This is a genomic window from Arthrobacter sp. MDT1-48-3, assembly GCF_054511015.1.
On the sequence record NZ_JBTNDL010000001.1, the window covers coordinates 263,069 to 285,025 of the forward strand.

At 69.9% G+C, this 21,957-nt stretch carries 22 protein-coding genes and 1 tRNA gene; 10 read left to right on the plus strand and 13 right to left on the minus strand.

The window, feature by feature from the left end; genetic code table 11:
- Positions 1–15 precede the first annotated feature (15 nt).
- Genes ACX80L_RS01325 through ACX80L_RS01340 form a run of 4 tightly spaced genes read right to left on the minus strand, consistent with a single transcriptional unit; the run spans position 16 to position 4,342 of the window.
- Entirely contained in the window at positions 16–672 is a 657-nt protein-coding gene (locus ACX80L_RS01325; protein ID WP_459287181.1) for an MOSC domain-containing protein, read from the minus strand.
- Positions 673–711: 39 nt separating this feature from the next.
- Complete coding sequence (locus ACX80L_RS01330; RefSeq protein ID WP_459287183.1) at positions 712–1,386, minus strand: response regulator; 675 nt, start codon at positions 1,384–1,386, stop codon at positions 712–714.
- Entirely contained in the window at positions 1,383–2,996 is a 1,614-nt protein-coding gene (locus ACX80L_RS01335; protein WP_459287185.1) for a sensor histidine kinase, read from the minus strand. The genes ACX80L_RS01330 and ACX80L_RS01335 overlap by 4 nt, the downstream gene beginning before the upstream one ends.
- A complete protein-coding gene (locus ACX80L_RS01340) occupies positions 2,996–4,342 on the minus strand; it encodes a glycosyltransferase 87 family protein (RefSeq protein WP_459287187.1) in 1,347 nt (448 codons plus the stop codon). Before ACX80L_RS01340 ends, ACX80L_RS01335 begins: the two co-directional genes overlap by 1 nt.
- 146 nt (positions 4,343–4,488) lie before the next feature.
- On the opposite strand from ACX80L_RS01340, the gene ACX80L_RS01345 reads away from it, so the two are divergent.
- Positions 4,489–5,694: an amidohydrolase family protein gene (locus tag ACX80L_RS01345; protein ID WP_133082347.1), complete on the plus strand. Its 1,206-nt coding sequence runs from the start codon at positions 4,489–4,491 to the stop codon at positions 5,692–5,694.
- A gap of 6 nt (positions 5,695–5,700) precedes the next feature.
- Complete coding sequence (locus tag ACX80L_RS01350) at positions 5,701–6,126, plus strand: hypothetical protein (RefSeq protein ID WP_459287189.1); 426 nt, start codon at positions 5,701–5,703, stop codon at positions 6,124–6,126.
- Between the two features lie 171 nt (positions 6,127–6,297).
- On the opposite strand, the gene ACX80L_RS01355 is transcribed toward ACX80L_RS01350, so the two are convergent.
- Both ACX80L_RS01355 and ACX80L_RS01360 read right to left on the minus strand, forming a co-directional pair.
- Positions 6,298–7,467 carry a cystathionine gamma-synthase gene (locus tag ACX80L_RS01355; RefSeq protein WP_459287191.1) on the minus strand — a complete coding sequence of 390 codons (1,170 nt, stop codon included), beginning with the start codon at positions 7,465–7,467 and terminating at the stop codon, positions 6,298–6,300.
- A 30-nt stretch (positions 7,468–7,497) separates the two neighbouring features.
- Positions 7,498–8,874: a cystathionine beta-synthase gene (locus ACX80L_RS01360; RefSeq protein ID WP_459267220.1), complete on the minus strand. Its 1,377-nt coding sequence runs from the start codon at positions 8,872–8,874 to the stop codon at positions 7,498–7,500.
- Positions 8,875–8,972: 98 nt separating this feature from the next.
- Between ACX80L_RS01360 and ACX80L_RS01365 the strand changes: the two genes are divergently transcribed.
- On the plus strand, positions 8,973–10,130 hold the full coding sequence (locus ACX80L_RS01365; RefSeq protein WP_459287193.1) for an ArsB/NhaD family transporter: 1,158 nt from the start codon (positions 8,973–8,975) through the stop codon (positions 10,128–10,130).
- Positions 10,131–10,188: 58 nt separating this feature from the next.
- The gene (locus tag ACX80L_RS01370; protein ID WP_459288065.1) at positions 10,189–11,265 is read left to right on the plus strand and encodes a tartrate dehydrogenase; all 1,077 of its coding nucleotides are present in this window, start codon (positions 10,189–10,191) and stop codon (positions 11,263–11,265) included.
- A gap of 9 nt (positions 11,266–11,274) precedes the next feature.
- On the opposite strand, the gene ACX80L_RS01375 is transcribed toward ACX80L_RS01370, so the two are convergent.
- The gene (locus ACX80L_RS01375) at positions 11,275–12,516 is read right to left on the minus strand and encodes a CapA family protein (protein ID WP_459287195.1); all 1,242 of its coding nucleotides are present in this window, start codon (positions 12,514–12,516) and stop codon (positions 11,275–11,277) included.
- Between the two features lie 111 nt (positions 12,517–12,627).
- Between ACX80L_RS01375 and ACX80L_RS01380 the strand changes: the two genes are divergently transcribed.
- Entirely contained in the window at positions 12,628–13,602 is a 975-nt protein-coding gene (locus tag ACX80L_RS01380) for a DNA-3-methyladenine glycosylase family protein (protein WP_459287197.1), read from the plus strand.
- A 60-nt stretch (positions 13,603–13,662) separates the two neighbouring features.
- Positions 13,663–13,953 carry a putative quinol monooxygenase gene (locus tag ACX80L_RS01385; protein WP_133082340.1) on the plus strand — a complete coding sequence of 97 codons (291 nt, stop codon included), beginning with the start codon at positions 13,663–13,665 and terminating at the stop codon, positions 13,951–13,953.
- 59 nt (positions 13,954–14,012) lie between these two features.
- Here the strand turns inward: ACX80L_RS01385 and trxA are convergent, their stop codons facing one another.
- Entirely contained in the window at positions 14,013–14,402 is a 390-nt protein-coding gene (trxA, locus tag ACX80L_RS01390) for a thioredoxin (protein ID WP_133082339.1), read from the minus strand.
- A 91-nt stretch (positions 14,403–14,493) separates the two neighbouring features.
- Here trxA and ACX80L_RS01395 point away from each other — a divergent pair, with 91 nt between their 5' ends.
- Complete coding sequence (locus ACX80L_RS01395) at positions 14,494–14,925, plus strand: DUF1810 domain-containing protein (RefSeq protein ID WP_459287199.1); 432 nt, start codon at positions 14,494–14,496, stop codon at positions 14,923–14,925.
- A 30-nt stretch (positions 14,926–14,955) separates the two neighbouring features.
- Here the strand turns inward: ACX80L_RS01395 and ACX80L_RS01400 are convergent, their stop codons facing one another.
- Together ACX80L_RS01400 and ACX80L_RS01405 are read right to left on the minus strand one after the other, a co-directional pair.
- Positions 14,956–16,176, minus strand: coding sequence for an MFS transporter (locus ACX80L_RS01400; RefSeq protein ID WP_459287201.1), 1,221 nt, complete (start codon positions 16,174–16,176; stop codon positions 14,956–14,958).
- Between the two features lie 10 nt (positions 16,177–16,186).
- Positions 16,187–16,627, minus strand: a complete 441-nt coding sequence (locus tag ACX80L_RS01405; RefSeq protein WP_459267226.1) for a MarR family winged helix-turn-helix transcriptional regulator — start codon at positions 16,625–16,627, stop codon at positions 16,187–16,189.
- Positions 16,628–16,720: 93 nt separating this feature from the next.
- Here ACX80L_RS01405 and ACX80L_RS01410 point away from each other — a divergent pair, with 93 nt between their 5' ends.
- Complete coding sequence (locus ACX80L_RS01410) at positions 16,721–17,236, plus strand: DUF6314 family protein (RefSeq protein WP_459287203.1); 516 nt, start codon at positions 16,721–16,723, stop codon at positions 17,234–17,236.
- Here the strand turns inward: ACX80L_RS01410 and ACX80L_RS01415 are convergent.
- Positions 17,223–18,245, minus strand: coding sequence for an acyltransferase family protein (locus tag ACX80L_RS01415; protein ID WP_459287205.1), 1,023 nt, complete (start codon positions 18,243–18,245; stop codon positions 17,223–17,225). The two genes, ACX80L_RS01410 and ACX80L_RS01415, sit on opposite strands and share 14 nt — an antisense overlap.
- A 216-nt stretch (positions 18,246–18,461) precedes the next feature.
- Between ACX80L_RS01415 and ACX80L_RS01420 the strand changes: the two genes are divergently transcribed.
- On the plus strand, positions 18,462–20,567 hold the full coding sequence (locus tag ACX80L_RS01420; protein WP_459287207.1) for an acyltransferase family protein: 2,106 nt from the start codon (positions 18,462–18,464) through the stop codon (positions 20,565–20,567).
- Positions 20,568–20,697: 130 nt separating this feature from the next.
- Here ACX80L_RS01420 and ACX80L_RS01425 read toward each other — a convergent pair.
- Both ACX80L_RS01425 and ACX80L_RS01430 read right to left on the minus strand, forming a co-directional pair.
- Positions 20,698–20,779: transfer RNA gene (locus tag ACX80L_RS01425), tRNA-Tyr, on the minus strand.
- Positions 20,780–20,867: 88 nt separating this feature from the next.
- Positions 20,868–21,245, minus strand: coding sequence for a hypothetical protein (locus tag ACX80L_RS01430; RefSeq protein ID WP_459287209.1), 378 nt, complete (start codon positions 21,243–21,245; stop codon positions 20,868–20,870).
- A 168-nt stretch (positions 21,246–21,413) separates the two neighbouring features.
- Between ACX80L_RS01430 and ACX80L_RS01435 the strand changes: the two genes are divergently transcribed.
- Entirely contained in the window at positions 21,414–21,902 is a 489-nt protein-coding gene (locus tag ACX80L_RS01435) for a YajQ family cyclic di-GMP-binding protein (protein WP_104051037.1), read from the plus strand.
- The last annotated feature ends 55 nt before the right edge of the window (positions 21,903–21,957 follow it).

Genomic DNA, 21,957 nt, shown 5'->3' on the forward strand with positions numbered 1-21,957 from the left:
GTGACGTTCGGCACGTCAGGCCGGCGAGGCGACCTTCAGGGCCTGCAGCGCGGCCTTGCGTACCTGCGGGGTGAGGGTGAGGTGTCCGGCCGCCGCGGCATCGAGCAGTGCGTGCGCCTGGCGTGCGTCGGGGCCCGCGTAGACCTGCGCAGCGGTGACACCGTGCTCGGGCACGCTGGTCACCCGGATGGTGTCACCCGCGGAGACGCTCCCCTTCGTCACGACGCTCAGGTAGGTGCCCACCCTGTTGGCCTCGGCGAAGCGCTTCACCCAGGACCTCTCGCCGAGGTACCGGGCGAAGTTCACGCAGGGCGTCCTCGGCATCGTCACCTCCAGCACCACCTGCTCCCCCACGCTCCACCGCTCGCCGATGACGGCGTTGGAGGCGTCGATCCCCGCGACGCGGAGGTTCTCCCCGAACAGGCCGGGCGTCACCTCTCGCCCCAGCTGCTGCGCCCACAATGCGGCGTCGTCCTGGGAGTAGGCGTAGAGGGCCTTCGTCGGTCCCCCGTGGTGCTTCCGGCTCGCCTGGATGTCGCCGGTGAGTCCGAGCGGATGGACGTTCACGGGCCCGTCAACCGCACGCTTGTCGATCGCAGTGACCCCGGTCGAGTCCTTCGTGGGGAGGAGTTCGTGCACGCGGCAGACGGCGAGGAGGGTACCGGTGGTCATGGCGACCATCCTATGCGGCGCCCGCACCCGCGCTCCCGATCAGGGTTCGAAGCGGTAGCCCATCCCACTCTCGGTCACGAAGTACCGCGGCGAGCCCGGATCGGGCTCTAGCTTCTTGCGCAGCTGCGCCATGTAGACGCGGAGGTACTGCACGTCCTTCGCGTAGGCGGGTCCCCACACGTCGAGAAGGAGCTGCTGCTGGGAGACGAGCCGGCCCGGATGCGCGATCAGCCGGTCCACGATCTTCCACTCCGTGGGCGTCAGCCGGACGTCCTTCCCGTCCTTCACGACCCGGCGCGCACCGGCGTCGAGCAGGAAATCGGGCGTCTCGAGGACGGGTGCGGCGGCCTCGACGGCCGCACGCCGGGCGGCCGCACGGAGCCGCGCGAGCAGTTCGTCGAGGCCGAAGGGCTTCGTCACGTAGTCGTCGGCCCCGGCGTCGAGGGCATCGACCTTGTCCTGCGAGCCGCGGCGGGCGGACAGCACGATGATGTGCACCTGCGACCAGCCGCGGATCCGACGGATGACCTCCACCCCGTCGAGGTCCGGCAGGCCGAGATCCAGCACGATGATGTCCGGGTGGTGCTCTGCCGCGGCGGCGAGCGCGGTCTCGCCGTCGACGGCTGTGACGCACTGGTAGCCGTAGGCACGGAGGTTGATCTCGAGGGCGCGGAGGAGTTGCGGTTCGTCGTCGACCACCAGCACCCGCGTCACAGGTCCGCCCCGGTCGAGATCGGCAGGCGGATCACGAGCGTCAGCCCGCCGCCGGGGGTCTGCTCGGCGTCGAGCACGCCGCCCATGACCTCGGTGAATCCCTTCGCCACGGCCAGGCCCAGTCCGACGCCGGCTCCGGACGGCGCGTCGTCGAGGCGCTGGAACGGGCGGAACATGGTGTCCACGTCGTCGCGGGACACCCCCTGGCCGTGGTCGATGACGCGCAGCTCGCTCGCGGGGAAGCCGTTGATGAGCGCCCTGCCGGTACCGCCGATGGATGCGGTGACCTCGATCAGCGAGTCCGGGGCGTACTTCCCTGCGTTCTCGACGATGTTCGCGAGGACCCGCTCCAGCAGTCCGGGGTCCGCTTCGATGGCCGGGAGGTTGGGCGGGATGGACACGTGCACGCGGTCCTCGGACACGTTCGCGAGGGCGGGTCCGACGACGTCGATCCACTTCAGCGGCCGCACGTGTGCGTTCACGGCGTCACCGGTGATGCGGGACATGTCCAGCAGGTTGTTGACGAGCGCGTCCAGCCTGTCCGAGTAGTCCTCGATGGTCTCGAGGAGTTCGTCCTCGTCCTCCTGCGAGAAGGTCACCTCCGACTGCCGCAGGCTGCTGACCGCGAGCTTGATGCCGGCCAGGGGTGTGCGGAGGTCGTGGGACACCGAGCGCAGGATCGCCGTGCGCATGACGTTGCCCTCGACGAGCCGGCGGTTCGTGCGTGTGCTCGCGAGGAGTTCCTGCCGCTGCAGCATCGAGCGCAGTTGCCCGGCGAACGCCGTCAGGAGGCCGCGCTCGCGCCCCGACAGAGGATGCCCGTACAGCGCGAGCGAGAAGTCGCCGTCGACCGCTTCCCTGGTGGTCGCCGTCTCCAGCGTCCAGCGGTCCTCACTAACGCGAGCGGGGGCGTCCGTTCCCTGGGCCGACCCGCCGGTACCCGGCCCGCGACCGGCGGCGCTTGCCTGCCCGCGGCCTGGGGCGCTCGAGGCGGGGCCGGCCGCGTCCTGCTGCCGAGGTGTCGGACGGACGGCCAGCGCCCTGCGTTCCCGGCGGTCTTCGGCCGACGCGCCGTCCTGCCCGGTCCCGCTGCTCCCGCCCTCGGGACCGAACAGGGCGACGGCGTCGACGTCGAACTGCGACTGGACGTGCTGCAGGAAGCCCTGGAGCGTGTCCTCCTCCGCGAGCGCACCACGTGCGAGTTCACCGAGCAGGGCCGCCTCCTGCTGCGCCAGCACCGCCTCCCTGGAACGGCGGGCGGAGAGGCCGACGACGAGCGAGACCGCCACCGCGACGGCGATGAAGATGAACACGGTGACCACGTTCTCGGCGTCGGCGATCTCGAGGGAACCGAACGGCTCGGTCGACGTGTAGTTGAGGATGATGCTGCTCCACAGGGCCGCGAGCAGGGCGGGCCAGAGGCCACCGATCAAAGCGACGGCGATGACGCCTGCCAGCTGGAACAGCACGTCGACGACGAGCAGCGAGTTGCCCACCGCGAAGACGGCTGCCTTGAGGAGAGGCGGCAGGGCGAGCGCCACGACGCAGGCGCCGACGACCCGCAGACGGCTGACAGGAGCCGCGAGGGTACGCCGGGCCGGCACGGACATCAGGGGTTCCGGCTACTGGGCACGACGCCGTCGTCGAGCGCGGTGTCCCTGCTGCTCCCGCTCGGGGTCCGCCCGGATCCCGCTGCCGCCTGCTCGTCCATGCTGCTCGGAGCATGGACCGCCAGGCGCCGGGACAGGAGCACCCAGAACACGGTGATGGCGAGAGCGCAGAAGACGCCGGCGCTCGACGCCATGAGCCAGCCCGTCGTCAGCTGCGAATTGAGGTCCTGGGCTCCGAACAGCAGGCCGATGCTCTTGGGCGAGTAGATGAAGACCACGAGGGTGATGACGAAGAGGGCCGCAGCTGCCGTGCGGTACGCCCGCAGTTCCACCGGGAGTCCGGCGGCCTGGCCCGCGAGGACGGCCAGGACCACCACGATCCACACCCAGTGGTGGGACCAGGAGATCGGCGAGATGAGGAGCATGAGCAGCGACGTCATGGCGATGGGCAGGAAACGGTCACCGCGCCGTCCGCCCGTACGGATGATGAAGGCCGTCGCGGCGACCAGCAGGAGGGAGCCGAGCAGCCACGGGACGGTGGAGGGGAAATCGGGCCCGAGGAAATGCAGGATCGCACCGCGGAGGGACAGGTTGTCCACGTAGCCCTCGCCGCCGATGCGGCCCGTGTCACGCAGCATCTGCAGCCAGTAGGTCGCCGATTCCGCGGGCAGCAGGAGGAACCCGAGCGCGATCGTCCCGAAGAAGCCGCCGGCCATTGTGAACAGCTGCTTCCACTCGCCGCGCACGAGGAAGTACAGGCCGAAGACCAGGGGCGTCAGCTTGACGCCCGCGGCGATGCCGGTGAGCAGGCCCGTCGGCATGCGTCGGTGCGGGCCGGAGAGCAGGTCCGCGGCGATCATCGCGAAGAGCAGGATGTTGACCTGGGAAAAGGCCATGGTCTCGCGCCACGGGCCGAGCAGGCAGACCACACCGGTGCCCGCGATGGCCAGCGGCAGGGCTGCGGGGTGCCGCACCACCTCCCGCACACCGCGGAAGCCGCCGAGGTACCGCGTGACGAAAAGGGAGGTCGCAGCGGCGATGAGGACCGACAGCCCCACGAAGAGGAGGGCGCCCGTCTCGGCGCTGACGAGCGTCAGCACGGTGAAGGCCAGGGCCGCGAAGGGCGGGTAGGTGAAGAGGAGCGACCCCTCGCCCTCGCCGAAGGACCGCGTGTAGAGCGAGCCGTCGCCGTCGACCACGGACTGTCCGCCCATCCGGTAGACCCGGAAGTCCAGGCCGATGAAGTCCGCCCAGGCGAACGCCCAGACCCCCAGAGCGGCTGCGACGGCCACTGCGGCGACGACGCCCAGCGCCCGGACCGCTGCCGGGATACTGCGCTGGCTCATGCTTTCCTTCCGATCAACAGGGTGCTGTCACCGGCCCGGGAAACCCTGCGGAACGGCTCATCCAGTGTAGGCACGGCCCCGGGCAGGTGCCCGCGGGCCGATATGGTGGAAATCACCCCGCACCCTCGCGAAAGGTCGATGCACCCATGTCCTCCCCCAGCGGCACCACCACGCCCGCTTCCACCACGGCCATCACCAATGCCCACGTCGTCCCGATCGACGGGGAGCCCTTCGACGGCACCGTCGTCGTGGAGGACGGCCGGATCACGGCCCTCGGCGCCTCCGTTCCGGTGCCCGACGGCGCCACGGTCGTCGATGCGGGCGGCAAGTGGCTGCTCCCGGGCTTCGTCGACGCCCACGTCCACCTCGGGACGCACGAGGAGGGTGAAGGCGCCGCAGGAGACGACACCAACGAGATGACCAACCCGAACACCGCCGGCGTCCGCGCGATCGATGCCGTCAACCCCTTCGACCCCGGCTTCGACGACGCCCTCGCCGGCGGCGTCACCACGGTGAACGTCAACCCCGGCTCCGGAAACCCGATCGGGGGCCTCGCCGTCGCCCTCCACACGCACGGGCGCTACCTCGAGGAGATGGTGCTGCGCTCCCCCAGCGGCCTGAAGTCCGCTCTCGGCGAGAACCCCAAGCGCGTCTACGGCGGCAAGGACAAGACGCCGTCGACCCGCCTGGGCACCGCGCTCGTCATCCGCGAGGCGTTCATGAAGGCCCAGAACTACATGGGCAAGGCCGACGAGAACGCGCGCGACCCGCACCTCGAGGCCCTCGCCATGGTGCTGCGCCGCGAAATCCCCTGGCGCCAGCACGCCCACCGTGCCGACGACATCGCCACGGCCCTCCGCATCGCCGACGAGTTCGGCTACGACCTCGTCCTCGACCACGGCACGGAGGCGCACCTGCTCGGCGACGTGCTGGCGGAACGCGGGACCCCCGTGCTGATCGGGCCGCTGTTCACCACGAAGTCCAAGGTGGAGCTGCGCGGCCGCTCCATCGCCAACCCGGGCAAGCTCGCGAGGGCCGGCGTCGAGATCTCGATCATCACCGACCACCCCGTGATCCCGATCAACTTCCTGGTGCATCAGGCCACGCTGGCGGTCAAGGAGGGCCTGGACCGGGAGACGGCGCTGCGCTCCATCACGATCAACCCCGCAAAGGTCCTCGGCCTGGCGGACCGCCTCGGCTCGCTCGCCGTCGGCAAGGATGCGGACCTGGTGCTGTGGAGCGGCGACCCGCTCGACGTCATGCAGCGTGCCCTGCAGGTGTGGATCGGCGGCACGGAGGTCTACTCCTACGACACCGAAACCTCCACCGGCACCGTCGCCCCGCGAGGATAGGCGGTCTTGGGTTCCCGTCCGAATGCACTGCCGCCACGGCCGTTCACCCTGCGCGCGGCGATCGTCCTGTGGCTCGTGATCGCGGTGCTGCTGCTGATCGCCGCGGGCACCTTCATCACGTCGGCCGCGATGCAGGACCTCGACCGGGCAGGCTTCATCGGGCTCGGGGCGCTCTTCGGGTCGCTCGCCGTCCTGCAGCTGATCCTCCTGCTCCCGCTGCGCCGGGGCAGGAGGAGCGCCCGCGAGCTGCTGAGCACCATCGGCATCATCGTCGGCGTGCCCATCATCGTCCGCGGGACGCCCGGCCTGTCCCTCATCGCGGGGGCGATGCTCGTCGCGGTGCTGCTGCTGTGGCTGCCGCAGAGCAGCGACTACTTCCAGCTGACCCAGCCGAAGGCGAAGAAGCGCTTCCGGCTGCCGGGTTCCCGCTAGCGGGGCTTGCCGGCGCGGCGTCGTGCACGGCTTTCGCCCTCGGAAGGGCGTGTCGGGCCAGGACACGCCGCGCGGGACGCCGTTCGCGCCGGAAACACGTGCACGAAGCCGCGGCGGCCCGGCCGACTCCGGACACACGAAGGGCCCCTCCACCAGGAGGGGCCCTTCGTATCAGGACTGGCGCAGTGTGGCGATCGCCTGGTCGAGATCGGTGATCAGGTCCTCGAGGTCCTCGATGCCGACGGACAGCCGGACCAGGTTCTCGGGGACGGCGAGCTCGGTGCCCTTGACGGACGCGTGCGTCATGTCGGACGGGTAGTTCATCAGCGACTCGATGCCGCCGAGGGACTCCGCCAGCAGGAACACGTGCGTCGACTCCGCCACCTTCTTCGCGGCCTCCGCCCCACCCTTGAAGGTCACGGAGATCATCCCGCCGAAGTCCTTCATCTGGGCAGCCGCGAGGTCGTGGCCCGGGTGCTCGGGCAGCCCAGGGTAGTACACGTGCTCCACCTCGTCCTGCTCGAGGAGCCAGCGAGCGATCGCGGTCGCGTTGGAGGAGTGCCGGTCCATGCGCACTCCGAGGGTCTTGAGCCCGCGGGTGGTGAGCCAGGCCTCCATGGGAGCCGACACGGCGCCGACGGCGAACTGGATGAACCCGATCTTCTCGGCGAGCTCGCCGTCGTTCACGACGACGGCCCCGCCGCTGGCGTCCGAGTGCCCGCCGATGTACTTGGTCGTCGAGTGGACGACGACGTCGGCACCGAAGGTGAGCGGCTGCTGCAGGTAGGGCGAGGCGAACGTGTTGTCGACGACGAGAAGGGCACCGGCGTCGTGCGCGAGCTGGGCGGTCGCGGCGATGTCGGTGATCTTCATCATCGGGTTCGACGGCGTCTCGACCCACACCATCTTGGTGTTGTTCGCGGCGATGGCGGACCGGACCGCGTCGGCGTCCGCCATGTCCACGGCGGTGTTGGTGATGCCCCACTGGGACAGCACACGGTCGATCAGGCGGTAGGTGCCGCCGTACGCGTCGTTGCCGAGGACGATGTGGTCGCCCGGACGGAGGGCGGCCCGGATGAGCGCGTCCTCCGCCGCGAGGCCCGACGAGAAGCTGAAGGCGTGCTCGCCGCCCTCGAGCGCCGCGATCTGGACCTGCAGCGCATCACGGGTGGGGTTGGTGCCGCGCCCGTACTCGTAGCCGTTGCGCAGCTTGCCGATGCCGTCCTGCGCGAACGTGGTGGTCTGGTACAGGGGCGGGATCACCGCTCCCGTCGTGGGGTCGGGGGTCTGGCCTGCGTGGACGGCCCGGGTGTTGAAACCCTGGGCGTTCGAGTGCGTCACGATGCTCCTGAGAATCCTGGTGGGAGTGAGTTATCTGCTCATGTATGTCAGCAAGTCGTGGCGCGTCAGAATTCCCACCGGGGACCCGACGTTCGTCACCATCAGCGCGTCGACGTCCTGGAGCCGTTCCCGCGCCGTCTCGACGGATTCGAGCGACCCGATGAGCGGGAGCTTCCCGTCCATGTGCTGCGAGATCTGGTCCGTCAGCTGCGCCTCGCCGCTGAAGATCTTCGCCGTCAGCGACCGCTCGTCGACGGACCCCAGCACCTCCCCCACCCTGACGGGAGGCTTCCGGGACAGCACCGGGAGGCTGGAGACGCCGTGTTCGGCCAGGGTCGCGATGACGTCGCGGACGGTCTCGGTGGGGTGCGTGTGCACGAGGTCCGGCAGCGAGCTGTTCTTGGCGCGCAGCACCTCGCCGACGCTCGCCTCGTCGCCGCCGGCCATGAAGCCGTGGGACTTCATCCAGTCGTCGTTGAAGATCTTGCCGAGGTAGCCGCGGCCGCCGTCGGGCAGGAGGACGACGACGACGTCGTCGGCGGTCAGGTCCTTGGCGACGCGCAACGCGGCGACGACCGCCATACCGCAGGACCCGCCGACCAGCAGCCCCTCCTCGCGGGCGAGGCGCCGGGTCATCTCGAAGCTCTCGGCGTCCGTGACGCCGTGGATCTCGTCCGGGATGGAGGGGTCGTAGGACTCGGGCCACATGTCCTCGCCGACGCCCTCGACGAAGTAGGGGCGTCCGGTGCCGCCCGAGTAGATGGAGCCGTCGGGGTCGGCGCCGATGATGCGTACGGGCCCGCCGTCGCGGTCCGCCGAGACCTCCTTCAGGTACCGGCCGGTGCCGGTGATGGTGCCGCCGGTGCCGACGCCGGTGACGAAGTGCGTGAGCTTGCCGTCGGTGTCGTTCCAGATCTCGGGGCCCGTGGTCTCGTAGTGGCTCAGCGGCCCGTTCTGGTTGGAGAACTGATCGGGCTTGTAGGCACCGGGGATCTCGCGGACGAGGCGGTCGGAGACGCCGTAGTAGGAGTGCGGGCTGTCGGGGGCGACGGCGGTCGGCGTGACCACGACTTCTGCGCCGTAGGCCTTGAGGACGTTGCGCTTGTCCTCGCCCACCTTGTCGGGCACCACGAAGACGCATTTGTAGCCGCGCTGCTGCGCCACGAGGGCGAGTCCGACACCGGTGTTGCCGGAGGTCGGTTCGACGATGGTTCCGCCGGGCTTGATCTTCCCCTCGGCTTCGGCTGCGTCGATGATCTTCGCCGCGATGCGGTCCTTCACCGACCCGCCCGGGTTGAGGTATTCGACCTTCGCGAGGACTGTGGCTGCGATACCGTCGGTGACGGAGTTGAGCCTGACCAGCGGGGTGTTGCCGATCAGGTCGACGATTGAATTGGCATACTTCATGACTACAAAGTTACCGGCTGGTGCCCGAACGACCATGCCGCCGTTACGCCGCGGGACGCGACCCGACCTGCTACTGCCCCCTGAATCGGAGCCCGCCCGTGACCCTGCGCACTGCCTCCCGGGCGATCCTGCCGGTCCTCGCCCTGGCCTGCATCGCCGCCGGCCTGCTGCCCGGCCCTGCCCTGGCCGGGCTGTGGGGGCGTATCTGGCCGATCCTGCTCTTCGTGACCGCCATGACGGTGGTCACGGACCTGCTCTTCGCGGCGGGCGTCTTCGAACGGATCATCGCGGCATCGGCGCGCCTGGCCGGGGGCCGCACGATCGTGCTGTGGCTCGTGACCGTCGTCCTCGCCGTGGGCTGCACCGTCTTCTTCTCGCTGGATACGACGGCGGTGCTGCTCACGCCCCTGGTGGTGCTGCTCGCCCGGCGGAGCGGGCTCCCTCCCCTGCCCTTCGCGATGACGATCGTCTGGCTCGCCAATACGGCGTCCCTGCTCCTGCCGGTGTCCAACCTGACGAACCTCCTGGTGCAGGAGCGGCTGCAGCTCACTCCGGCGGCCTTCGCGGGGCTCGTCTACGGCCCGGCGGTGGTGGGCATCGTCGTGCCGTGCGCCGTCCTGCTCCTGATCTTCCGCCGGCAGCTGTCCGGCCGCTTCTCACCCGCCGCACCCCGCGCAGCGGAGGACCGCGTCCTGCTGCTGTGCGGATACGCGGTCCTCGCACTCCTGGTGCCCGCCCTGGTCAGCGGGATCCCGGTGGCGGCGAGTGCGAGCGTGGCCGCCGGCGTCCTCCTGGTCCTCTTCGCGGTCCGGCGACGCAGCACGCTGACCTTCCGGCTGATCCCGGTGAACCCGCTCGTCCTCGCCCTCAGCCTCTTCGTGCTCGTCACCGCGGCACAGGCGCAGGGCCTCGACGCCGGGATCGCTCCGGTGGCCGGGACCGGGGCGGGACTCGCGGACCTCCTGCAGCTCGCGGCCGTCGGTGCCGCCGGCGCCAATGCCGTCAACAACCTGCCCGCCTACCTGGCCCTGGAACCGCTGGCCGGTTCCCCCCTCCGCCTCGCAGCACTGCTCATCGGCGCGAACCTCGGGCCGCTCGTCACCCCCTGGGGATCGCTCGCGACCCTGCTGTGGGCCGAACGGCTGCAGTCCCTCGGCCTGTCCGTCCGATGGGTGCCGTTCGCGCTGGCGGGACTGCTGGTCACGGCGCTGACGCTGCCCGCCGCCGTCGTCATGCTGTGGTGGACGGGGTCCTGAGCCTAGGCTGGGTTGGTAAGCAGCCTGCCGATGAAGGGAACCGACCATGACGAAGACCATGACGAACACCTACCGGATCGCTGCGATCGCCGGCGACGGCATCGGCAAGGAGGTCATGCCGGAGGGGTTGCGCGCGCTCCGGACGGCCGCGGACAGGTACGGCTTCGAGGTCGAGGTCACCGAGTTCGACTACGCCAGCGCGGACTACTACCTCGAACACGGGCAGATGCTGCCGGACGGCTGGTTCGAGGAACTGCGCGGCTTCGACGCGATCTTCTTCGGAGCCGTCGGCTGGCCCGACGTCGTGCCGGACCACGTGTCCCTCTGGGGCAGCCTGCTGCAGTTCCGGCGCCACTTCGACCAGTACGTGAACCTGCGTCCGGTGCGGTTGCTGCCGGGGATCACCAGTCCCCTGGCGGGCAGGAAGCCGGGCGACGTCGACTTCTACGTGGTCCGCGAGAACACCGAGGGCGAGTACTCGAGCGTCGGCGGCAGGATGTTCGAGGGCACGGACCGCGAGACGGTCATCCAGGACACCGTCATGACCCGTACCGGCGTGGACCGCATCCTGAAGTACGCCTTCGAGCTCGCCCGGAAGCGGGAGAAGAAGCACCTGACGTCGGCCACGAAGAGCAACGGCATCTCGATCACCATGCCGTACTGGGACGAGCGCGTGGAGGCGATGGCGGCCGGCTACGAGGACGTGCGCACGGACAAGTTCCACATCGACATCCTCTGCGCGAACTTCGTCCTCCACCCCGACTGGTTCGACGTCGTCGTGGCCAGCAACCTCTTCGGCGACATCCTGTCCGATCTCGGGCCGGCATGCACGGGCACGATCGGGGTCGCACCCAGCGGCAACATCAACCCCGACCGGACCTTCCCCAGCCTCTTCGAGCCGGTGCACGGCTCGGCGCCGGACATCGCGGGCAAGGGGATCGCCAATCCGGTCGGCCAGATCTGGAGCGCCTCGATGATGCTGGAGCACCTCGGCGAGCCGGAGGCGGCCGCCGCGATCCTCGGCGCCATCGAGTCGGTGCTGGCCGCCGGCGGTGACACCCTCACCCGGGACCTCGGCGGTACCGGGACGACGGCGTCGCTCGGCGAGGCGATCGCGTCGACGATCCGTGGGTGATCCGCGGCCCTAGCGCCCCGCCCCGTCGGCGGAGACCTCCCACTGGCGGGCACCCGCGCCGGCCGCGCCGCGCGACTCGACCACGCGCCGGGTCCGCTCGCGCACCGCTGCCTCGTGCTCCGGGGACGAGCAGGCCCCGACCGGCCGATCGGGGGCGAGGGAACACCAGCGGTAGGGCGCCGCGACGATCAGGGACGGCACCCAGTCGAAGCCGGAGACGGACCAGCCGCCGCCGGCAGCCCGGCTCAGCCGGACCCGGATCATCAGGCCTTCGTTGTTGACCTCGTGGACGGGTGACAGCTCGGTCACCCCGTTGCCCAGCCCGTACGCGATCCACGTGCCGTTGTAGCGCTCGACCGGCAGGACCGAGTGGGTGTGGTGGCCGTAGACGACGTCGATCTTGCCGCTGTCCGCGAGCGCGTGGGCGACCTCCACCTGCTGGGCGTTCGGGACGGAGGCGTATTCGTCGCCGGCGTGCAGTGCAGCGATCACGATGTCCGCCCCCTGGCCCCGGGCCGCCGTCGCCTTCGCGATCATGTCCTGCGCATCGATCAGGTCCACGCGCCACGGCTCGTCGGGCACCAGTCCGTTCAGCCCGTACGTCGCCTCGATGACCGCCACCCTCGCCTGCGGCTGGTCGAGGATCAGGACCTCCTCCGCATCGGCGGCGCTCGCATAGGACCCCGTGTGATCGAGGCCCACCGCGTCCAGGGCCGCGAGGGTGCGTTCCACCCCCTGGGTACCCCAGTCGATGGTGTGATTGCTCGCGGTGGTGCACGCGTCGTACCCGACGTCCTTCGCCGCGGCGAGGATCTGCGGCGGGACGTTGAACTGCGGATAGCCGCTGAACGGTCCTTCCGCGTCGGCCACGGGTGTCTCGAGGTGGCAGACGCCGAGCGTGCCCGCCGCGAGATAGGGGCGCTGGCCCGCGAGCAACGGCCCGAAGTCCAGCGGAAGTCGGCCCGTCACCGCCGCGTCCGCCGCGGCCTGCTCCCACAGCTGCGGGTGCACCAGGAGGTCTCCCGTGAGGATGATGCCCACGCAGTCCTCGCATGCCGGCGGGGACAGTGACGGTTGCGGCGACCTGCTCGGCGAGGTGCGAGGGGATGCTGCCTGTGGTGCGGGATCCTGCGACGCCCGCCCGGAACCGTCCACCGTGCACCCTGCGCACAGCAGAGCCATCACGACGAGGAGGACGAGGAGCCCGGGCGCGACGAACCGCCACCCCCGATTCCTCTGGGCCTCCACCATCGGCTGTTCCTCAGGACGATTCCACCGGATGCCTGATGCTACTCCCGCGCGACCCCGCGTGACACGCCGCCGGACATCGGGACAGCACGGCCTCCGTGGGACGATTGAGGCATGAGCATCGCCCCCGCCGTCGTGCCCCCGGGTGCGGAAGCCGCGGAGTGGATCCCCGACGGACCCTACAATCTCGCCGCGACGATCGGCACGCTGCAGTGCGGCACCCACGACCCCTCCTTTCTCGTTCAGGGACCCGACTCCTGGCTCGCCTTCCGTACCGTCGACGGCCCCGTCACGCTCTCCCTGCGGCAGCGGGGCTCCCTGACCAGCAGCCGCATCCAGGCGAACGCCTGGGGGCCAGGGGCTGCCCGGGCGCTGGCGTCCCTTCCCCGCCTGCTGGGAGCGGACGACGACTGGACCGCCTTCGACTGCGCCGAGTTCCGGGCCACGCTGCCCGACCTCGCCCGCAAGGGCAGGTACCTCAATCCCGGCCTGCGCCTTCCGTCGTCGGGGCGGATGCTCGACACGGTGGCCCGGGCGATCCTCGAACAGAAGGTCACCGGCATCGAGGCCAAGCGCGCCTGGCGCTACCTGCTCGTCCGCTACGGCGACCCCGCCCCGGGTGCCGGTGGCGTCGCTCCCGCGGCACTCCGCCTTCCCCCGACCGCCGAGCAGTGGCGCCGCATCCCGTCCTGGGACTGGCACAAGGCCGGCGTGGACGCGAAACGCTCGGCCACCATCCTCAAGGCGGCCCTCGTGGCGACCGGGCTGGAACGGCTCGCGTCCCTGCCGGGCGGTGACGCGGTCCGTGCCGGCCTGCGGTCGGTGCCCGGCATCGGCGTGTGGACGGCGGCCGAGGTGGTGCAGCGGACGCACGGGTGTCCCGACTCGATCTCCGTCGGCGACTACCACCTCGCGGCCTATGTCGGTGCTGCGCTCACCGGGCGGCGGACCGACGACGCCGGGATGATCGAGCTGCTCGCGCCGTGGCAGGGGCAGCGCCAGCGCGTGGTGCGGTCCCTGTACTCGAGCGGCTTCCGCAAGCCCACCTTCGGTCCCCGCCTCTCCCCCGAGGACCATCGCCGGCGCTAGGCCCGCCCTGTGCGCGTGACACGATGCGGCGGCCGATCCGGGCGCCGCTAGGGTGGAGGCATGAGCCGACCCGTAGACGTCACCGCAGTATTCACCCCGCTCGACGGCGAGTTCTTCCGCGTGAAGCTCGCCCTGGACATCGCCATCGAACAGGTGGTGCAGGAGCCCGGGTGCATCCGGTACGAGATCACCGAAGCGCAGGAGGACCGCATCGTCCTCACCGAGCAGTGGGAGTCCACCGACCTGCTGGACACGCACCTGCGCGGCCCCGCCGTCCAGGACCTCGGCGAATCGCTGAGCGCCCTGCTGGCCAGGCCCGTGGAGATGGTGCGGTCGGACCAGGCCGCCTAGCACCGGAATGAGAGAAGCCCCGCACTCGAGGAGTGCGGGGCTTCCGTTCGGAAGGACGGCTACTGCGCGTCGCCGGCGGTGTCGCCCTGCGCCTGCTGCTGCGCGATCTGCTCGTGCACGGCCTTCATGTCCAGGCCCTTGACGGCGTCGACCAGCTCACCGAACTGCGTCGCGTTGAGCGCGCCGGGCTGGGAGAAGACGAGGACCTTCTCGCGGAACGCCATCAGCGTGGGGATGGAGGTGATCCCCGCGGCTGCGGCGAGCGACTGCTCGGCCTCGGTGTCGACCTTCGCGAAGGTGACGTCCTCGTGCTGCTGGGAGACGGCGTCGTACACCGGTGCGAACTGCTTGCACGGCCCGCACCAGTCGGCCCAGAAGTCAACGAACACGATGTCGTTGCCCTCGATGGTCTCGGGGAAGCTTGCCTCAGTGATATTGATTGTCGACATCCTTCAACGCTAGCGACCCCCTGGACCCTTGTCAGGCCTGTTCGCTACCGATGAAGTGCCCGCCCACCCACCCTTTTCTCCGGAGACCAGCATGACCGACCCCTACGACCTCGCACGATTCGTCGACGCGCAGGACGCCCACGGCACCTACGACCAGGCCCTCGCCGAGCTGCGGAACGGCCGGAAGACGGGGCATTGGATGTGGTTCGTCTTCCCGCAGGTGGCAGGACTCGGCAGCAGCCCGACGTCGGTCCGGTACGCCATCGGCACCCTCGAGGAGGCACGCGCCTACCTCGCGCATCGGGTCCTGGGCCCCCGCCTCATGGAGAGTGTCCACGCCCTCCTCAATCTGCAGGGCAGCGATCCGGTGGCGGTGCTCGGCGGGATCGATGCGCGCAAGCTGCAGTCCTCCATGACGCTCTTCGACCGGGCCGGGCCGCAGGAGCCGTGGTTCAGGGCGCTGCTGGACCGGTACTACGCGGGGGCGGAGGACGAGGCGACGACGTCGATCCTCGACGGCTGACGCCGTCGCTCCGGCCCTGTCGCTCCGGCCCTATTCGCCCGTCCCGGTCGCGTGCGTGAGCGAGGCGCGACCGGCGAGGATCACGCCCGCCGCGACGAGCACCATGACCGCGGCGACGGCGTAGGTGGCGCGGGGATCGAAGACCTCGGCCAGCTTCGTCGCGGCGAAGGGTGCGAGCGCCCCGCCCATCCACCGGACGAAGTTGTAGCCGGCCGAGGCGACGGGCCGCGGCGCGGTCGAGACACCCATGGCGAGTTCCGTGTACAGGGTGTTGTTGATGCCCAGCAGAGCGCCGGAGACGACCACCAGGACGACGACGGCGGTCACCGAACGCTCGGCGGCCAGGGTGAGGCCGACGAGCACGAGGGCCAGGGCCGCGAGGGTCAGGAGCAGCACGCGGGTGGTGCCGAGCACGCGCTGCAGCACGGGTGCCACGAGGACCGAGAAGATGGCCACCATCAGGCCCCAGCCGAAGAACACCGCACCGATCCCGTACGCGTCCATGCCGAGGACGAAGGGAGTGAACGCCAGGATCGTGAAGAACCCGTAGTTGTAGAACAGGGCGCTGGATGCGGTGGTGCGCAGGCCCTTGTGTCCGAGCGCGACGAGCGGTGCCGTGAGCGACGTCGTGGTCGCGGGCCGGGGCGTGGCGGGCAGCAGGATGATCAGGGCGAGAAATGCCGCGGCCATGAGGACGGCGGTGCCGAAGAAGGGCGCGCGCCACTGCCAGCCGCCGAGGAGCGCACCGAGCAACGGGCCGAGGGAGATCCCGAGGCCGAGGGCGGCCTCGTAGAGGATGATCGCCGTCGCGGTACCGCCACTGGCCACGCCGACGATCACGGCGAGCGCGGTTGCCACGAAGAGCGCGTTGCCGAGGCCCCAGCCGGCGCGGAAGCCGACCAGGGTGGCGACGTCGCCGGACAGGCCGGCGAGCGAGGCGAACACCACGATCAGGCCCAGCCCGAGCAGGAGTGTCCGCTTGCCACCGATGCGTGAGGAGATGACGCCGGTCACGAGCATCGCGACGGCCGTCACGAGGAAGTAGCTCGTGAACAGCAGGGACACCTGGCTCGGTGAGGCCTGGAGGTTCTCGGCGATGGCCGGGAGGATCGGGTCGACGAGGCCGATTCCCATGAAGGCGAAGACGGCCGCCAGGGCTGTGGCCCAGACGGCTCTGGGCTGCCGGAAGAAGGACCGCTTCTCCTCGGCAAGGACCGTTGCGGGCTGCGCGGCCTGTGCGTGGGTGGTCACTCGGGTACTCCTAGGCTGTGTGGTTCAGTTTTTCGATGATCGGCAGGGCGGCGGCCAGTGTCGCGCGGTCGTCGTCGTCGAGTTGTTCCAGCAGTGCCGCGACGCGTTCGTTGCGGCGCCTGCCGGCCGCTTCCCAGGCCTCGCGGCCGGTCTCCGTCAGCTGGACGAGGACGGCACGGGAATCGGTCGGATCGGGCTGCCGGAGGACGAGCCCCGCCTGCTCCAGCTTGATGATCTGCTCGGTCGCCGACGGGACGCGGATGCCGAGGTTCGCGGCGACCCGGCTCACGCGGAGCGGTTCGTCCGCGGCCATGCTCAGGGTGCTCATCTGCATGGTGGTCAGTTCCCCGTCGCTGTCCATGGACCGGCTGAGGTAGACGGCGTGGCGCAGGGTGGTGCGGAAGGACTGCGCGAGGGCCAGCAGTTGCGTATCCGTCGGAGGAAGGCTCATAGTTAGGTAGCCTAACATTTTCGGGCGGTGTTCTCAATCGACGGCGGTGCCGAGCCCCGCTAGCGTGGGACGCAGCCGACACCAGGAGGGACGATGCAGGACGAGACAGCTCCGGCTGTCCACCCGGCGCGGGCCCTGCCCCACGGCGGGGATGCTGCGGTAGCACACCGGCACGACTCCACCCCCTCTGCGGTCGGCGACCCGCTGGCCTTTTTGGCGGGCTCCTGGCACACCGAGCGCCGTCTCCTCGACAGGGCCGGTGGTCTGACGGGCACCTTCACCGGGACCACCACCTTCACGCCCGACGACGACGGCCTCCGCTGGGAGGAGGAGGGGATCGTCGCCTGGCCGCAGTTCCAGGGTCCGGCGGTCCGCACCTATCTGGTACGGAGGGGCCGGGACGGATCAGCCCTCGTGCACTTCCCCGATGGCCGGCTCCTGTGCCGGCTCGACCTCACCTCGGGCCGGGCCTACGACGAGCACGCATGTGCGCCCGACACCTACCGGGTCCGTTTCACCGCCACCTCGGCCACCACGGTCGAGTACTCGTGGGACGTCACGGGGCCCGCGAAGGATCTCCTGCTGACGACCGTCCTCACGCGGGAGTAGACCCCCGGATCCTCGCCCACCCGAGCCGGGACCCGAGGTCGCGGAGGCGCCGCCCCGGTGCCGGCAGCTCGAAGAGGAGGTTCACCGACGCATGCTCCCTCGTCGAGTACACCCAGGCGAGACCGAGCGGCAGCCCGATCCCCAGCAGGAGCAGCAGCGGCAGCAGGAACCATCCACCGGCGAGGCCGACGGCGTCGGCCAGGGCGAGCATGACCATGATCGGCCCCAGGTGCGCGACGTAGAACACGATCGAGTAGCGGCCCACGAATGCGAGGAACGCGGTGGCCCGGTTGGTACCGAGCCGCGGGAACAGCCAGCACACGACGCCCAGGGCTCCTGCTACTCCCCAGGCGAACTCCCCCCGGTACAGGACGTCCCGGCCCATCACGTTGAGGACACCCACGGTGACGGCTGCGGCCAAAGCCGGTGCCAGCAGCCAGGGCCGGCTGGTGATCCTCACCAGGAGCGGGGCGTGCCGGGCACACCACGCCCCGAGGAAGAAGAAGGCCGCCAGGAAGGCCATGGTCTCGGGGCGGCTGCCGTGCGGCAGCACGAACGAGACCAGGAGCGCCGCACCTGCGGGGACGAGTTGCGGGATACGTCGCAGCGGATAGGCGAGCGCATAGAAGACGAGGATGAACCAGAGATACCAGAGGTAGGTCGGCGACCGGTAGAGGATCTCGGCGACTCCACCCGGGCTGAGGTCCCCACTCGCCGTCAGGATGATCAGCGACCAGAGGACGTACGGCCACGCCACCCGGGAGACCTTGCCGGCGACGTACTTCCGTCCGGGCTTGGCCAGTGACTGTGGCAGCAGGAGCCCCGAGAGGAACATCAGCACGGGCATGCGGAAGGGCTCGAGGAAGAGATTCAGGGTATCGACGCCCGGCGTCGGCCCGGCGGCCAGCCGGAGGGACTCCGCTGCGTGCAGCAGGACGACGAGGAGGATGGCCGTACCGCGCAGGCTGTCGAGCCAGGCGATCCGCGCGCCCGGAATATCGCTGATCACGCCCTCCCCTGCCGTCGAATTCCACTGTATGCATGCGTAGGTACTCTTCGTAGGGCAGGCCACCCGCGGATGGCTCGGACGTCCCTGTGGTAGCGGACCTATCAGCTTTCCCCGGGCAGGTCGAGCCGATGGCGGCACGGCTGGGCGGGAAAGCCCCGGCGCTACGCTGGGATCGACAGCGCTCGGGGGTCGCACGGTTTCTCTGGAGGTTTCCTGTTGGCAGTCAGTCTGCTCGGCGCGGCCGAGCGCACAGCACCCACCGCGGGGAGGTCGGCTTTCCGGCCGGACATCCAGGGCCTGCGCAGTGTGGCGGTCATCGCGGTGCTGCTGTACCACCTCGGGGTGCCGTTCGTGCCGGGCGGATTCGTGGGAGTCGATGTCTTCTTCGTCATCTCCGGTTTCCTGATCACCGGGCTCCTCCTCCGGCAGCTCGTCGAGGACGGACGGGTCTCGCTGGTCGGGTTCTACGCGCGGAGGGCCAGGCGGCTGCTGCCGGCGGCGACGCTCGTCCTCGTCGTCACGGCCGCGCTGACCGCGGTGCTCCTGCCCGTCACGCGCTGGGCCTCGATCGGGTGGGACCTCATCGCCTCGGCGTCCTACGTCCAGAACTGGCGGCTCGCCGCCGACTCCGTGGACTACCTCACGAGTGACGCGGCCCCCGGGCCCCTCCAGCACTACTGGTCCCTTGCCGTGGAGGAGCAGTTCTACCTGGTCTGGCCCCTGCTCCTCATCGCCGCCGGGGGGCTCCTGACGGGGAAGAGGCGCCGGCGCGGGCCGATCCCGATGGAACGCCTGCGCCCGCTGCTACTCGTCGCCCTCACCCTGGTGCTCCTGCCGTCGCTGGCCTGGTCCATCCACTACACCGCGACAGCTCCCGGGCCCGCCTACTTCGCCTCGACGACGCGGTTCTGGCAGCTTGCGCTCGGCGCCCTTCTCGCCGTAGCCGTCGCGCAGCTCGAGAGGCTCCCCCACGCTGTCGCGACGATTGCAGGGTGGGCCGGAATGGGCGGCATCATCGCCTCCGCGGTCCTGATCGACGGCTCGGTCCCGTACCCGGGAAGCGCAGCGCTGATCCCCACGGTGTCCTCCGCCCTGGTCATCGCCGCGGGCGTCGGCCGGGCTCCGCTCGGGCCCGGCCTCGTCCTCGGCACCCGACCCATGACCTTCCTGGGGGACATCTCCTACTCCCTGTACCTCTGGCACTGGCCGCTCATCGTCCTGGCGACGGCGGTGGTCGGAGAACCCGACGCCGTGACGGGGACCGTCATCGCCGGGCTCTCGATCGGCCTCGCGTACCTCACGTACACCGTCGTCGAGAAACCCGTCAGCGGGTGGAGTGCGTTCAGGGATGCCTCCCTCCGCGGCGTCTGTACCGGACTCGTCCTCATGGTGGTCGGCGGCATCGCCGGCGGGCTCCTCGTCACAGCGGTCCGCACGGAAGTGGACAGGGCGGAAGCCGTTCGTGTGCAGGTGCAGACGGTCCTCCACGGCGCCAGAACTCTCCCGGCGAACCCGCGATCAGCCGGGTTCGAACCGCAGGCGACGGCGGAGGACATCGCGCCGATGCCTGTCGTCGCAGCGAAGGACTTCCCCACCTGCGACTCGGCCAAGATCAGTGAGACCGAGATCGTCTCCTGCGAGTACGGGGAGAGGGCATCGGACATCCACGTGGCCCTCGTGGGTGACTCGCACGCGAAGCAATGGATCCCCGCCCTCGAGAAGATCGCCCAGGAGCGAGGCTGGAGGCTCACGGCATACATCCATGACGCCTGCCCCTTCGCGACGGGCGAGCTCGAGCGGAAGGGCAGGGTGTACACGACCTGCATGGACTGGAACGGCCGGATGCAGGACCTGCTGCAGGAGGACCCCCTCCTCAGCATGGTCATCACCAGCAGCTACACCGTCAGCGCCGGGATCTCCGGAGCGACCGACGACGTCGCTGCCATGTCGGAGGCGTTCCGGAGGTCCTGGAGCACCTTCACTCGGAACGACATCCCGGTGGCCGTCATCAGGGACACCCCCGCGCCCGGGTTCGACGTCCCGGAGTGCGTCGCGGCCAATACCGCCGCACTGGGCGAATGCTCCGCGCCCCGGGGCGAAGCAGCTGACGACAAGGGGCTGGCGCAGGTGGCGGGGGTGCGGGGCCTCCCCGGAGCCACCCTGATCGACCTGAACGACTTCATCTGCCCTGCCGACGAGTGCCCGCCCGTCATCGGTGACGTCCTCGTGTACCGGGACGGCGACCACCTGACCGCCACGTATGTCCGGTCCCTCTCCTCCCGCCTCGCGCCACCGCTCGACGCGCTGCTCGACGTCCCGTAGCAGGGCTCGTAGGGTGGCGCCGAGGGGAAGGACGCCCTCGTCGCGACGCTACGGCATGAGCCCGGGGGCTTCAACGCGAAAGGCCGGTACTCCCACTATTCCTAGCGGAAGTACCGGCCTCTCCTTGCTGTGGCAGATGAGGGATTCGAACCCCCGTAGGCGTTGCCAGCTGATTTACAGTCAGCCCCCTTTGGCCGCTCGGGTAATCTGCCGAACGTCTTCACAGGAAGACCGCCCGCAGCAAGCGCGGGCAAGACAACTTTACAGACAAACGGCCCCGGTGACGAATCGGGTGGATCGTCACAGGCCTGCGGCCACCCTGCGCTCGATCTGGGCGTAGAAGGCGTCCGCCTGCCGGGGCGTCACCAGGCGGAACAGGACGGCCTGGTCGAGGTCGGCCCGGACACCCGCGAGGCGCTCCCCCGGGGTCGTGGCACCGTCCGTCGCAGTGACGGGCGACGCGACGCTCACCTGCGAGGCGGTATCGAGTCCGAGGATGATGTCGCTCGCGGCGTCGTCCACGGACTCGGAGCTCGCGGCCACCGCCCTCGGCGGGACGGCGAGTGCCGGTACCGCCGTGAAGCCCGTCAGCGACGCCGCCGTCGCGGCGGCGAGGAACGATCCCGCCACCGCCTTGCGGAGGCGGATCTGGTAGCGCCGGCGTCGTGGTTCAGGCATCTCGGTTCTCTCTGTGGCGGAAGCGGTACGGGTGATCCCACCGTGCCACCGGACCCGGTGTCTGCCCCCTACGCCTCCTGACCGTTGCCTGTGAACGGGGCCGCAGCGGGCCGGGAGGGTTGCGGATAGTCTTGAGGGCAGGAAATCCCATCACCCCGAGGAGGAATCGTGGCAAGCGAATCCACGTTCGACGTCGTCAGCAAAGTGGACAAGCAGGAGGTCGCCAACGCGCTCAACCAGGCGCAGAAGGAGATCGCGCAGCGGTACGACTTCAAGGGGGTCGGTGCGGAGGTGGACTTCAGCGGCGAGAAGATCCTCATGAAGGCCAACTCGGAGGAGCGTGTGCTGGCCGTCCTCGATGTGCTGCAGTCCAAGATGATCAAGCGGGGCATCTCCCTGAAGTCCCTCGACACCGGGGAACCCTTCCCCTCGGGCAAGGAGTTCCGCTTGGAGACCTCCATCAAGGAGGGCATCGCCCAGGACATCGCGAAGAAGATCAACAAGCTGATCCGCGACGAGGGACCCAAGGGCGTCAAGTCGCAGATCCAGGGCGACGAGCTGCGCGTCAGCTCCAAGTCGCGCGATGATCTGCAGGCCACGATGGCCCTGCTCAAGAACTTCGACGAAGCGGACCTGCAGTTCGTGAACATGCGCTGACCCGGGCATGAGGCACAGACGACGGCGGCCCCACCTGCAGGAGGTGGGGCCGCCG

What these genes read in the sequence shown, in the direction of transcription:
- ACX80L_RS01395 (WP_459287199.1), top strand. Translation starts at nt 14,494, where the DNA reads ATGACCGACCCCTACGACCTCGCACGATTCGTCGACGCGCAGGACGCC.
- ACX80L_RS01375 (WP_459287195.1), bottom strand. Translation starts at nt 12,516, where the DNA reads ATGGTGGAGGCCCAGAGGAATCGGGGGTGGCGGTTCGTCGCGCCCGGG.
- ACX80L_RS01410 (WP_459287203.1), top strand. Translation starts at nt 16,721, where the DNA reads ATGCAGGACGAGACAGCTCCGGCTGTCCACCCGGCGCGGGCCCTGCCC.
- ACX80L_RS01430 (WP_459287209.1), bottom strand. Translation starts at nt 21,245, where the DNA reads ATGCCTGAACCACGACGCCGGCGCTACCAGATCCGCCTCCGCAAGGCG.
- ACX80L_RS01340 (WP_459287187.1), bottom strand. Translation starts at nt 4,342, where the DNA reads ATGAGCCAGCGCAGTATCCCGGCAGCGGTCCGGGCGCTGGGCGTCGTC.
- ACX80L_RS01405 (WP_459267226.1), bottom strand. Translation starts at nt 16,627, where the DNA reads ATGAGCCTTCCTCCGACGGATACGCAACTGCTGGCCCTCGCGCAGTCC.
- ACX80L_RS01345 (WP_133082347.1), top strand. Translation starts at nt 4,489, where the DNA reads ATGTCCTCCCCCAGCGGCACCACCACGCCCGCTTCCACCACGGCCATC.
- ACX80L_RS01380 (WP_459287197.1), top strand. Translation starts at nt 12,628, where the DNA reads ATGAGCATCGCCCCCGCCGTCGTGCCCCCGGGTGCGGAAGCCGCGGAG.
- trxA (WP_133082339.1), bottom strand. Translation starts at nt 14,402, where the DNA reads ATGTCGACAATCAATATCACTGAGGCAAGCTTCCCCGAGACCATCGAG.
- ACX80L_RS01385 (WP_133082340.1), top strand. Translation starts at nt 13,663, where the DNA reads ATGAGCCGACCCGTAGACGTCACCGCAGTATTCACCCCGCTCGACGGC.
- ACX80L_RS01325 (WP_459287181.1), bottom strand. Translation starts at nt 672, where the DNA reads ATGACCACCGGTACCCTCCTCGCCGTCTGCCGCGTGCACGAACTCCTC.
- ACX80L_RS01335 (WP_459287185.1), bottom strand. Translation starts at nt 2,996, where the DNA reads ATGTCCGTGCCGGCCCGGCGTACCCTCGCGGCTCCTGTCAGCCGTCTG.
- ACX80L_RS01360 (WP_459267220.1), bottom strand. Translation starts at nt 8,874, where the DNA reads ATGAAGTATGCCAATTCAATCGTCGACCTGATCGGCAACACCCCGCTG.
- ACX80L_RS01370 (WP_459288065.1), top strand. Translation starts at nt 10,189, where the DNA reads ATGACGAACACCTACCGGATCGCTGCGATCGCCGGCGACGGCATCGGC.